Origin of the sequence: Pseudomonas sp. 9.1(2019) (assembly GCF_009910445.1) — a bacterium.
In the GTDB taxonomy this organism is placed as follows: domain Bacteria; phylum Pseudomonadota; class Gammaproteobacteria; order Pseudomonadales; family Pseudomonadaceae; genus Aquipseudomonas; species Aquipseudomonas paraversuta.
In genome coordinates, this window is the sequence record NZ_VBWF01000011.1 from 638734 (window position 1) to 650781 (window position 12048).

Sequence of the window (12048 nt, forward strand, 5' to 3'; positions counted from 1 at the left end):
CGGTTTCAGGCATATAATTTGCTTATGTTTGGCGCTCACGCGCCTTGGTAGTGGATGGCGCCATGCGCGCCGGCGAATAAGGTCTTAAGCCCCAGCCATGAAACCATCGCTAGTCCTGAGAATGGGCCAGCAGCTGACGATGACACCGCAGCTGCAACAGGCCATCCGCCTGCTCCAATTGTCGACCCTGGACCTGCAACAGGAGATCCAGGAGGCTCTGGAATCCAATCCGATGCTCGAGCGCCAGGAAGACGGCGACGACTTCGACAATTCAGATCCTTTAGCCGACAACATTGAGCAAAAACCCAACAGCGACATCCAGGAACCTTCCTATCAAGAGTCCGCGCCTACAGTGGACAACCTAGAAGAAGGCGACTGGAGCGAACGCATTCCCAATGAGCTACCCGTCGACACAGCCTGGGAAGACGTTTATCAAACCAGCGCCAGCAGCCTGCCCAGCAACGATGATGACGAATGGGACTTCACCACCCGCACCTCGGCCGGTGAGAGCCTGCAAAGTCACCTGTTGTGGCAACTGAACCTGGCACCGATGTCCGACACCGACCGACTGATCGGCGTCACCCTCATCGACTGCATCAACAACCAGGGCTATCTCGACGAAACTCTCGAAGAGATCCTTGAGGCGTTTGATCCCGAGCTGGACATTGAACTCGATGAAATCGAAGCCGTTCTGCACCGTATCCAGCAATTCGAACCGGCCGGCATTGGTGCGCGCAACCTGAGCGAGTGCCTGCTGCTGCAATTGCGCCAGCTGCCGGCCAACACGCCCTGGTTGAACGAAGCCAAGCGCCTGGTAACCGATTACATCGACCTGCTGGGCGCCCGCGACTACAGCCAGCTCATGCGCCGCATGAAGCTCAAAGAAGACGAACTGCGCCAGGTCATCGAACGGGTACAGAGCCTTAATCCACGTCCGGGGTCGCAGATCGAATCCGGCGAAGCCGAATACGTCGTGCCTGACGTGATCGTTCGTAAAGACAACGAACGCTGGCTGGTCGAGCTTAACCAGGAGTCGGTACCGCGCCTGCGGGTCAACCCGCAATACGCAGGATTCGTTCGTCGTGCCGACACCAGCGCCGACAACACCTTCATGCGCAATCAGCTGCAAGAAGCGCGCTGGTTCATCAAAAGCCTGCAGAGCCGCAACGAAACCCTGATGAAAGTGGCGACCCAGATCGTGGAGCATCAGCGCGGTTTTCTGGAGTATGGCGACGAGGCAATGAAACCTTTGGTACTGCATGACATTGCAGAAGCCGTCGGCATGCACGAATCAACCATTTCCCGGGTCACCACCCAGAAATTCATGCATACCCCGCGGGGCATTTATGAATTGAAGTACTTTTTTTCCAGTCACGTCAGCACCTCCGAAGGGGGTGAATGCTCGTCCACTGCGATACGCGCCATCATCAAAAAACTGGTGGCGGCTGAAAATCAGAAAAAGCCGTTGAGTGACAGCAAGATCGCTGGTTTACTGGAGGCACAAGGTATTCAGGTGGCCCGTCGCACCGTCGCCAAGTACCGCGAATCCTTAGGGATAGCGCCTTCGAGCGAACGCAAGCGTTTGATGTAAGCCACGGGCCACAGCGTTTCAGTGGCAGGCTGGTCGGCCTGCCACTTTATGCAATGGCAACAGAAGGAGAAACTGCATGCAAGTCAACATCAGTGGACAACATCTGGAAGTCACCCAAGCGCTCCGCGACTCGATCAACGAAAAATTCGCACGGCTGGAACGTCACTTCGACAAGATCACCAATGTGCAGGTGATTCTCTCTGTTGAAAAACTAAAACAGAAAATCGAGGCCACCCTCAACATTCACGGTGGCGAAGTTGTCGCCAATGCCGTCGATCCAGACATGTATGCGGCCATTGACAGCCTCTACGACAAGCTTGATCGCCAACTGAAAAAGCATAAGGAAAAGACCCAAAGCCTGCTCCAGGGCGCCACGGGTCGTTAATACTCCATAACCATGATTCGACTTGAAAATATCCTGACCCCCGGCCGTTCCTTGGTGAACGCGCCGGGCGGCAGTAAAAAGCGCGCACTCGAACAAATTGCCACCCTGATCAGCCGCGAAGTGCCGGGTCTGGAAATGCAAGATGTCTTCGAGAGCCTTATTGCCCGTGAAAAACTGGGATCCACCGGTTTTGGTAACGGCATCGCCATCCCCCATTGCCGCCTCAAGGGCTGCGAGTCGCCTGTCAGTGCCTTGCTACATCTTGACGCTCCCATAGATTTCGACGCCATCGATGGCGCGCCGGTCGACCTGTTGTTCGTTTTGCTGGTGCCAGAAGCTGCTACCGACGCACACCTGGAACTGCTGCGGCAGATCGCCAGCATGCTCGACCGCAAAGATGTGCGTGAACGATTACGCAGCGCACCCAGTAACGAAGCGCTGTATCAGGTTGTTCTGGACGTACAGAACGGTTAATTATCATGCGCCTAGTCATTGTCAGCGGACGCTCCGGCTCCGGTAAAAGCACCGCCCTCGCCGTCCTCGAAGATAACGGTTTCTATTGCATCGACAACCTGCCCGCCGGCTTGCTGCCAGAGCTGGCGGAACGTGCACTGATTCATACTGAACTGGCGCAGCCGCTGGTGGCGGTATCGATCGATGCGCGAAACCTGCCAAGCCATTTGTCACGCTTTCCGCAATTGCTTGAAGAAGTGCGCAACCGGCATATCCAGTGCGATGTTCTGTACCTCGACGCCGATGAAGAAACCTTGCTCAAGCGCTTCTCGGAAACCCGTCGGCGGCATCCACTGAGCAGCGCGAGCCGTTCACTGGCCGAGGCCATTCGTGATGAGAGCCAGTTGCTCGGGCCCATTGCCGACCTTGCCGACCTGACGATCAACACCACCAATCTGAACCTGTATCAGCTGCGCGACACCATCAAGCTGCGCCTGCTGAACAAGCCTGAACCCGGCACAGCCTTTCTGGTTGAGTCGTTTGGCTTCAAGCGCGGCATGCCGGTCGATGCCGACCTGGTATTTGACGTGCGTTGCTTGCCCAATCCCTACTGGAAGCCCGAACTGCGCGAGCTGTCAGGACTGGATCAGCCCGTTGCGGATTACCTGGCAGCGCAGCCTGATGTCGAAGAGATGTTCCAGGACATCTCCAGCTACCTGCTCAAATGGCTACCCCGCTTCGCCGCCAGCAACCGCGCCTATGTCACCATAGGGATCGGCTGCACTGGCGGTCATCACCGCTCGGTGTATCTGACCGAGCGACTCGGCAAATGCCTGCAACAAACTCTGAAGAATGTCCAGGTTCGCCACCGCGACCTTACTTGAAAGGATCAACCCCGCGATGCCTGCACTGGAAATTGAAATCATCAACAAGCTGGGCTTGCACGCTCGGGCATCCGCCAAGTTCGTAGGCATAGCCGGACAGTTTCCATGCCAGGTAAGAGCAGGACGTACCGCAGAATCCATGGTCGATGGTAAAAGCATCATGGCCATGATGATGCTGGCCGCTGGCAAGGGCACAAAGATCCACCTCAAGACCGAGGGCGAACAAGAGCAGGAAGCACTGGATGCACTGGTCAAACTCATCAACAACTACTTTGACGAGGGCGAATAACCAATTGCAGGAGCGCCGCTAGACGCTCCCCCGGCAGTTTGCAGCGTTTACCCCAACGCCGTGTCCATCACCATCATCAAGCAGAACCCGACGCATAACCCCAGGCTTGCAAGCTTCTCGTGACCATTGCGCCGCGACTCGGGGATCACTTCTTGCGTCACCACCAGCAACATGGCTCCAGCTGCCAGCGCCAGGCCCAGTGGCAACAACACCTCGGCCAAATTCACCAGCCAGGCACAGAGCAGCGCAAATACCGGTTCGACCAGACCGGAAGCGGCGCCAATCAGGAATGCCTTGACCCGCGACATCCCGGCACCCGCCAACACTAATGCGATCACCAGACCTTCCGGCACATCCTGCAGGGCGATGCCCATCGCCAGGCTATCGGCATCCGGCATGCCTCCCCCTGCCGACACCCCGACCGCCATTCCTTCAGGAATGTTGTGCGCCACAATCGCAATGACAAACAACCAGATACGTGGCGCAATCAGCGGCTCGCCAGGCCGGTTGAGGAACATCTCCGGCCCCGCTCCGCTGACCTTGCGATCGAGCAAAAACAGACAGAACGCTCCCAGCAGGATGCCCGCGCTGACCAGCCCGCTCGACGCCCATGATGACAACCCCAGGCTTTGGGCCGACGCAATGCCGGGCACAACCAGCGAGAAAGCCGTGGCTGCCAGCATCACCCCGGCCCCGAAGCCCAACAAGGTATCGCTCACCGCCACCGGCATTTTGCGGATAACCAGTACCGGTACTGCGCCTAAAGCGGTGCCCAGCGCGCAGAGCGATCCGCCCTGCAACGCCCGCAACATTCTTGGCTCAAGGTCCAGCCAGAGCAGTCCCTTGGCCACCAACAAGGCCGTGCCCGCCAACAGCAAGAGCATGCCGAGGGCATAACGGAACATCCGCACCCCGCCGACTGCCAATATTTGCGTGCCCATAATCGGCCCGAATCCTTTTAAGTAGGCTCAGGCAATCGCTGCTTGATACCGGCGCGCCACTTCTGGCCAATTGATCACGTTGTAAAACGCATTGATGTATTCCGGACGGCGATTCTGATAGCGCAGGTAGTAAGCGTGCTCCCATACGTCGAGCCCCAGAATCGGGGTGTTGCCATTCATCAGCGGGCTGTCCTGGTTGCCGCTGCTTTCCACCACCAGGGTCTTTTGCGGGGTCACGCTCAACCATGCCCAACCGCTGCCAAAACGGGTCAGGGCGGCCTTGGTGAAGTTCTCCTTGAACAGTTCCAGGCCACCCAGTTGCTGATCAATCGCCTTGGCCAGCGCACCGTCCGGATTACCGCCGCCCTGCGGGCTCATGACTTGCCAGAACAGCGAGTGATTGGCATGTCCGCCACCCTGGTTGATGACTGCGGCCCGCAGCTTTTCCGGCAGTTGCTGAACTCCGGCGAGCAATTTTTCAACCGGCCACTGCGCCCATTCAGTCCCTTCCACTGCGGCATTCAGGTTGTTGATATAGGTCTGGTGATGCTTGGTGTAGTGAATCTCCATGGTTTGCGCATCGATATGCGGCTCAAGTGCGTCGTAGGCATAAGGCAAGGCAGGCAAGGTAAAAGTCATATCAATGTGCTCCTGGATGATGGCCGCTGACTGTTGAAAACCCGTGACCGGACTGCGCCACGGGTCTTTTGAGCAACAGATTGGAACGCGGGTATTCGCCGTGATCGCTGATGAAGTTCAAAAGCTCGACATAGGTTTTGCTGCTCTGACGCAGCGCTGCTTCTCGCAATGCCGGCCCCAGACGCGGGTTCTGCATGGTTTGCAACAAGCGCTGGTGAATGGCGCAGAGGTACTCGACGCTCTCCTCTGGCTGATTGAGGCGCAGATGCAGATCTGCCAGGTTGTGGTGCGAAATAACGCAGGCCGCCACCGCCTCATCGGCATCACTCCAGCGCTCGAGCAGTACCTGGGCCAGCGCAAGCGCTTGCAGATAATGCTCGCGGGCATCGACCAGCTCGCCCTCAGCGAAACAGCGATTGGCTCTTTCGATCGTGCGTTTCCAGTGCTCCATGTGAACCTCCAGGCGAGGGGTTAAACGCCGCCGGCTGTCAGCTTCTCGGGATCGAGCAAGACTTCAAGCTGGCTGCGTGGCAGATCTGTGTATTCAAGGGCAACGTCTAGCACCGGGCGCCCCTGTTGATAGGCGGTCTTGGCTATTTCAGCGGCCTTTTGATAGCCAATGATCGGATTCAGCGCCGTCACCAGAATCGGGTTGCGCGACAGCGCTTCCTTTAGCTTGGCGTCGTTAACCTTGAAGCTGGCGATCGCCTTGTCCGCCAGCAAACGGCTGGAATTGGCCAGCAGTTCGATGCTGCCCAGCAGGTTGCGGGCAATCACCGGCAACATCACATTCAGTTCGAAATTGCCGGACTGACCGGCGATGGTGATCACCGTGTCATTGCCGATCACCTGGGCCGCAACCATGGCCGTGGCTTCAGGAATCACCGGGTTGACCTTGCCCGGCATGATCGAAGAGCCCGGCTGCAAGGCTTCAAGCTCGATCTCGCCCAGGCCGGCTAGCGGGCCGGAGTTCATCCAGCGCAGGTCGTTGGCGATTTTCATCAGCGATACGGCCGTAGCCTTGAGCTGGCCCGAGACGGATACGGCGGTATCCTGCGAACCGATCAGGGCGAACAGGTCTTTACCCGGCGTGAACTGCACATGGGTCAGTGCGCTGAGCTGCTGACTGAACAGCCCGGCGAATTGCGCATGCGCGTTGACCCCGGTGCCCACAGCAGTGCCACCCTGGGCCAGCGATTGCAGGGCCGGCTGCAGGTCGTGCAAGTGCCCGATATTGGCCCGCAGCTGCTGCGCCCAGCCATTGAGAACCTGGCTCATGCGCACCGGCATGGCGTCCATCAGGTGCGTGCGGCCGGTTTTGACGTAAACGTGAACCTGTTCAGCCTTATGCTCAATCACCTGCACCAGATGGGACAGCGCCGGCAGCAGCTCCTCATGCAGGCCCAGCGCGGCGCTGACGTGAATGGTGGTGGGGATGATGTCGTTGCTGCTTTGCCCGCAGTTGACGTGATCATTGGCATTGACCGCCTCTCCCAGTACCCGGGAGGCCAGCGTAGCAATCACTTCGTTGGCATTCATGTTGGAGCTGGTGCCCGAGCCGGTCTGGAAAATATCCACCGGGAAGTGCTCCATGAAATCGCCGGCCAAAAGAATCTGCGTGGCCTCGACTATGGCGCTGCCCTGCGCTTCGCTGATCTGCTTGAGTTCTACGTTGGCCTTGGCCGCGGCAGCCTTGGCCAGGATCAGTGCGCGAATGAATTGCGCGGGCATGCGCTGATGACTGATCGGGAAGTTATTCACCGCACGCTGGGTTTGGGCGCCATACAGCGCAGCCTCAGGCACGTGCAATTCACCCATGCTGTCACGTTCGATACGGGTATTACTCATCGGGAAATCCTTGCAGCAGTTCTGTTAGAGAAATGGAGGGCTCGAGCTCGCAGGTTGCCAATCGCCAGGCAAAGCTTTGCCAGTGCTTGAGGCGGCAGGCACACAGGGCTTGAGTTTCGATATCGCGCAGCGGACGCCAGGCGTGGTCCAGACACAGGGTGCGCCACTGCCAGGGCAGCGCAGTGTCGCTTGCGGTGTCCAGCAGCAGCCGGAAGCTGGTCACGGCAATCGTCCAGGGCGACGTTGACGTGCAGCAGGCCAGATAGCGGCCCTCGGCCAGGTAGTGCTCAATCAGGCGCGGTTCATCAGGCGCCAGCCCGCAACGGATCTGGCGGCTCATCCAGCGCCAGCTTTCCAGATAAGGCCCTTCATGCAAGGCAGAACTCATGACCCAGGCTCACTCGATAATGAGATTCATTATTAAGCGATATTGATTATCAACACAAGCCTGCTAAAGGCTGTGCCGCGCAATCTTGTGCAGACACAAAAAAGGCGTATCCCCCCGACAGGTGATACGCCCTGGTGTACGCCGGGAGGAATTAGCTGCCAGCCACCGTCATCCGTTCAATCAACACGGAGCCGGTGCGGATGTTGCTGCGCAACTCCAGGTCATTACCTACGGCAACGATCTGCTTGAACATGTCACGCATGTTGCCGGCGATGGTCACTTCCTGAACCGGGAACTGGATCTCGCCATTCTCGACCCAGAAACCTGCGGCGCCACGGGAGTAATCCCCCGTCACCATGTTAAGCCCGCTGCCCATCAGCTCGGTGACGAACAAACCGCGTCCCATGCGCCGGATCAACGCGGCCTGGTCTTCATCGCCATGGGTCACGAACAGGTTGTGCACGCCGCCCGCGTTGGCGGTGCTTGGCAGGCCCAGCTTGCGTCCGGAATAGGTGCTGAGGATGTAGGACACCAGCTCGCCGTCTTTGATGAACGGTTTGGCGTAGGTGGCCAGGCCATCGTTATCGAACGACGAACTGCCCATGGCACGCATCAAATGCGGGCGCTCATCCAGGGTCAGCCATTCAGGGAAGATCTGCTGACCCATCGCGTCCAGCAGGAAGGATGACTTGCGGTACAGGTTGCCCCCCGAGATCGCCCCCAGGAAGCTGCCAAACAAGCCGCCGGCCAGCTCGGCCGAGAACAGCACCGGCACTTCGCAGGTGGGCACCGGACGCGAACCCAGTCGCCGGGCCGCCCGCTCTGCAGCGCGCTTGCCGATGGTTGCTGCATCCATCAACAACTCACCCTGGCAATTAACGTCATACCAGTAGTCACGCTGCATCTGGCCGTCGCCTTCGGCAATCATCACGCAGCTCAGGCTGTGGCGGGTCGAAGCCGAGCCACCGATAAAACCGTTGCTGTTGCCATACACCCGGCAGCCCTGGTGGGTGCTCAGGGTGGTGCCGTCGGCGTTTTTGATGCGGCTGTCGGCCTCGAATGCCGCGGCTTCACAAGCCAGCGCTTTTTCGATGGCTTGTTCCGGGGTGATATCCCAGGTGTGGAAGACATCAAAGTCTTTCAGGTCGCGCGCCATCAGGCTGGCGTCGGCCAAGCCCGAGCTTTCATCTTCAGAAGTGTGTTTGGCGATTGCCAGAGCCGCCGCAACGGTTTCGCGGATGGCATCGGGACCGGTGGCCGAAGTGCTGGCCGACCCCTTGCGCTGACCCACATAGAGCGTGATGCCAAATCCCTGGTCGCGGTTGAACTCAACGGTTTCAACTTCGCGCTGACGTACAGAAGTCGACAGCCCCTGCTCCAGTGACACTGCCACTTCACAGGCGCTGGCCCCCTGACGCCTGGCTTCAGCAATGATTTGCTCTACTTGCTCCTGCAGTGCCGGCAAGGCCTGCGGGCCGACGCTTTGTACTGCACTCATGGTTTTCTCCACTCAAATTCTGTTTTCGGCAGGGCCGCCGAGCGACCGGGCCGGACAAGCGGCCCCCGACTGGTTATCATGGCGGCGTTTCTTTGCGGACTGCCACCATGGTTGATTCTTACGACGACGCCTTCGACGGCGAAAAAAGCAAAACACAGGTCAAGAAAGAGCTGCATGCTCTGGTTGATCTGGGCGAGCGTCTCACGACACTCAAGCCTGATTTGCTGAAAAAACTGCCTTTGACCGACGCCTTGCGCAAGGCTCTGGCAGATGCTCCAAAACACACGGCCAATATTGCGCGCAAGCGCCATATGATGTTCATCGGCAAGCTGATGCGTGATCAACCGATCGACGAAATCCTTGCATTGATTGATCAAGTAGATGCCTCTTCGCGCCAATACAACGAACGTTTCCACGGACTCGAACGCTGGCGTGACCGCTTGATTGCGGGCTCCGACGACGTACTTGAAAAGTTCGTTGCCGATTTCCCCGAGACCGACCGCCAGCAATTGCGTTCGCTCGTGCGTCAGGCTCAACACGAACTTGCCCATAACAAGGCGCCGGCCGCAAGCCGCAAATTGTTCAAGTACATTCGTGACCTGGACGAGGTTCAACGCGGTCTGCGTTGATCCCCGACCAATGGGTGGGCTGCATTGCAGTCCACCCAGTCTTTATCACCCGCCTGTACCGCCTACGGTGATCGCGTCAATCTTCAAGGTTGGCTGACCCACACCCACCGGCACCGACTGCCCATCCTTGCCACACGTGCCCACGCCGCTGTCCAGCGTCAGATCGTTACCGACCATCGACACCTTGCTCATCGCTTCCGGCCCGTTGCCAATCAGGGTCGCGCCTTTGATCGGGTAAGTGATTTTGCCGTCTTCGATCATGTACGCCTCACTGGTGGAGAACACGAACTTGCCGCTGGTGATATCCACCTGTCCGCCGCCCAGATTGGCGCAGTAGATGCCTTTCTTCACCGAAGCAATGATTTCGGCCGGATCACTTTCGCCACCCAGCATGTAGGTGTTGGTCATGCGCGGCATCGGCAGATGCGCGTAGGACTCGCGACGGCCATTGCCGGTGCGGGCCACACCCATCAGTCGGGCATTGAGCTTGTCCTGCATGTAACCCTTGAGTACGCCATTTTCGATCAGCGTGGTGCACTCGGTCGGGGTGCCTTCGTCATCCACGCTCAGCGAGCCACGACGACCGGCCAGGGTGCCGTCATCAACGATGGTGCACAGCTTGGAGGCAACCATCTCGCCCATGCGCCCGCTGTAGGCCGAACTGCCCTTGCGGTTGAAATCGCCTTCCAGGCCATGACCGACTGCTTCGTGCAGCAACACGCCGGACCAGCCGGAACCCAGTACCACCGGCATGGTGCCCGCTGGAGCCGGTACGGCCTCAAGATTGACCAGTGCCTGGCGCAGCGCCTCACGGGCATAGCCCATGGCACGGTCTTCAGTGAGGAAGTAGCGGTAATCGGTACGTCCGCCACCGCCATGACCACCGCGCTCGCGCCGGCCATTTTGCTCAACGATGACACTCACATTGAAGCGCACCAAAGGCCGCACATCCGCAGCCAGACCGCCGTCGGTGGATGCCACCAGGATCCGCTCCCAGACCCCGGCCATGCTCACGGTGACCTGCTGAATACGCGGATCAAGGGCCCGGGTAGCAGCATCGATACGCTTGAGCAACTCGACCTTTTCTGCGCGGCTGATCACTTCCAGCGGGTTGTCGGGCGCATACAACTGCGCCACGTCCTGGGTGGTGAAAGCCTGAACGGTACCGTTTTGCCCGGCGCGCGAGATCGAGCGCGCAGCACGTGCAGCCAGGCCCAGTGCTTCCAGGGTGATGGCGTTACTGTAGGAAAATCCGGTTTTCTCGCCAGACTGGGCGCGCACGCCGACACCTTGATCAAGGCTGAAGCTGCCTTCCTTGACGATGCCGTCTTCCAGCGCCCAGGACTCGGATATCTGGCCCTGGAAATACAGATCTGCTGCGTCGATGCCCGGCCCGGCCAGATCACCCAAAACACTTTGCAGGCTTTCAATGGTGACACCGCCCGGTGCCAGCAGATGTTCGCTGACTGAGGTCAACAAGTCGCTCATATTCACTCCGTCTTGGCCCCTGCTTCAGCATCTTTGAGTGCTGAACCCACGGGCCTGAAAATTACTGCGGGAGCTGGCTTGCCGGCGATGCAGACGAGTTGATCTGTCTCTGTCCGTGCTGCTATCACTGGCAAGCCAGCTCCCACAAAAAATGCATCTGACCGAAACGCCTCTAAACCTGCTCCTGAGCGCCCCGGGAAAAAAATCGTCGATGATTCACCACCGGCATGCGCGCCCTGATGGCCGCCTGCTCGGCATTGTCGCGCTCGGCCAGCAGCACCCCTTCGCCCTGGGCCTGCTCTGCCAGCACGCGCCCCCAAGGGTCGATAATTGCAGCATGCCCCCAGGTTTCACGCGGCCCGGGATGCACGCCACCCTGGGCTGCAGCCAACAGGTAGCATTGGGTTTCTATCGCCCGGGCACGGATCAGTATGTCCCAGTGTGCTTGCCCGGTAACGGCGGTAAAGGCCGAAGGCGCGGTAATCAATTCAGCCCCGGCAGCCCGCAGTTCGCTATACAGCTCCGGAAAACGCAGGTCGTAACATACGCTCAGGCCCAGTTTGCCAACCGGGGTATCTGCCACCACTACCTGTGCCCCGGGCGCATAGTCATCGGATTCACGGTAACGGCCACGACTGTCAGACACGTCCACATCAAACAGGTGCAGTTTGTCGTATCGCGCGGCCTGCTCGCCATCGGCGTTGATCAACAATGAGCAGGCATTGACCTTGGCATCTGGTTGCCCTTCGGGCGGCAGCGGCAAAGTACCCGCCACTATCCATAAGTTGAGGTCTCGGGCGGCCTGTTTCAACCATGGCAGGATCGGCCCCTGCCCCATGGCCTCGGCGCGGCCGATATCGGCGATATCCCGGCGACCCATAGCCGCGAAATTTTCGGGCAATACCGCCAGCCGCGCGCCACGCCCGGCGGCCTGCTCCAACAGGCGGCGGGCCTGGGCCAGATTGGCCAGCACATCGCTCTGGCTGACCATCTGAATCACTGCAAACGACATGGC

The 12048-nt window shown here is 59.0% G+C and carries 14 protein-coding genes; 6 read left to right on the plus strand and 8 right to left on the minus strand.

Annotation, left to right across the window (positions count from 1 at the left end):
• Positions 1 to 97: 97 nt before the first annotated feature.
• From FEZ21_RS21895 to FEZ21_RS21915, 5 genes are all read left to right on the plus strand, one after another.
• A complete protein-coding gene (locus FEZ21_RS21895; protein WP_003439892.1) occupies positions 98 to 1591 on the plus strand; it encodes an RNA polymerase factor sigma-54 in 1494 nt (497 codons plus the stop codon).
• A 76-nt stretch (positions 1592 to 1667) separates the two neighbouring features.
• Positions 1668 to 1976 carry a ribosome hibernation-promoting factor, HPF/YfiA family gene (gene hpf, locus FEZ21_RS21900; RefSeq protein WP_003439891.1) on the plus strand — a complete coding sequence of 103 codons (309 nt, stop codon included), beginning with the start codon at positions 1668 to 1670 and terminating at the stop codon, positions 1974 to 1976.
• A gap of 12 nt (positions 1977 to 1988) precedes the next feature.
• On the plus strand, positions 1989 to 2450 hold the full coding sequence (ptsN, locus tag FEZ21_RS21905; RefSeq protein WP_003439889.1) for a PTS IIA-like nitrogen regulatory protein PtsN: 462 nt from the start codon (positions 1989 to 1991) through the stop codon (positions 2448 to 2450).
• Between the two features lie 5 nt (positions 2451 to 2455).
• Entirely contained in the window at positions 2456 to 3313 is an 858-nt protein-coding gene (gene rapZ / locus FEZ21_RS21910) for an RNase adapter RapZ (RefSeq protein ID WP_003439888.1), read from the plus strand.
• 16 nt (positions 3314 to 3329) lie between these two features.
• Positions 3330 to 3602 (plus strand): HPr family phosphocarrier protein, encoded by a 273-nt coding sequence (locus FEZ21_RS21915; RefSeq protein ID WP_003439887.1) that lies wholly within the window; start codon positions 3330 to 3332, stop codon positions 3600 to 3602.
• A 47-nt stretch (positions 3603 to 3649) separates the two neighbouring features.
• Here the strand turns inward: FEZ21_RS21915 and FEZ21_RS21920 are convergent, their stop codons facing one another.
• From FEZ21_RS21920 to pmbA, 6 genes are all read right to left on the minus strand, one after another.
• Positions 3650 to 4543 (minus strand): ZIP family metal transporter, encoded by an 894-nt coding sequence (locus FEZ21_RS21920; RefSeq protein WP_003439886.1) that lies wholly within the window; start codon positions 4541 to 4543, stop codon positions 3650 to 3652.
• Between the two features lie 27 nt (positions 4544 to 4570).
• A complete protein-coding gene (locus tag FEZ21_RS21925; RefSeq protein WP_003439885.1) occupies positions 4571 to 5182 on the minus strand; it encodes a superoxide dismutase in 612 nt (203 codons plus the stop codon).
• Position 5183: 1 nt separating this feature from the next.
• The gene (locus FEZ21_RS21930; RefSeq protein WP_003439884.1) at positions 5184 to 5633 is read right to left on the minus strand and encodes a hypothetical protein; all 450 of its coding nucleotides are present in this window, start codon (positions 5631 to 5633) and stop codon (positions 5184 to 5186) included.
• A 20-nt stretch (positions 5634 to 5653) separates the two neighbouring features.
• Positions 5654 to 7030 carry a lyase family protein gene (locus FEZ21_RS21935; protein WP_127196061.1) on the minus strand — a complete coding sequence of 459 codons (1377 nt, stop codon included), beginning with the start codon at positions 7028 to 7030 and terminating at the stop codon, positions 5654 to 5656.
• Positions 7023 to 7418 carry a hypothetical protein gene (locus tag FEZ21_RS21940; protein WP_003439881.1) on the minus strand — a complete coding sequence of 132 codons (396 nt, stop codon included), beginning with the start codon at positions 7416 to 7418 and terminating at the stop codon, positions 7023 to 7025. The genes FEZ21_RS21935 and FEZ21_RS21940 overlap by 8 nt, the downstream gene beginning before the upstream one ends.
• A 151-nt stretch (positions 7419 to 7569) precedes the next feature.
• Positions 7570 to 8916, minus strand: coding sequence for a metalloprotease PmbA (gene pmbA / locus FEZ21_RS21945; RefSeq protein ID WP_003439879.1), 1347 nt, complete (start codon positions 8914 to 8916; stop codon positions 7570 to 7572).
• A 107-nt stretch (positions 8917 to 9023) separates the two neighbouring features.
• Between pmbA and yjgA the strand changes: the two genes are divergently transcribed.
• Positions 9024 to 9545, plus strand: coding sequence for a ribosome biogenesis factor YjgA (gene yjgA, locus FEZ21_RS21950; protein ID WP_003439877.1), 522 nt, complete (start codon positions 9024 to 9026; stop codon positions 9543 to 9545).
• A gap of 45 nt (positions 9546 to 9590) precedes the next feature.
• Here yjgA and tldD read toward each other — a convergent pair whose 3' ends face one another.
• Both tldD and FEZ21_RS21960 read right to left on the minus strand, forming a co-directional pair.
• Entirely contained in the window at positions 9591 to 11033 is a 1443-nt protein-coding gene (gene tldD / locus FEZ21_RS21955) for a metalloprotease TldD (RefSeq protein WP_003439875.1), read from the minus strand.
• 172 nt (positions 11034 to 11205) lie between these two features.
• Positions 11206 to 12045, minus strand: coding sequence for a carbon-nitrogen hydrolase family protein (locus FEZ21_RS21960; protein WP_160628397.1), 840 nt, complete (start codon positions 12043 to 12045; stop codon positions 11206 to 11208).
• Between the last annotated feature and the right edge of the window lie 3 nt (positions 12046 to 12048).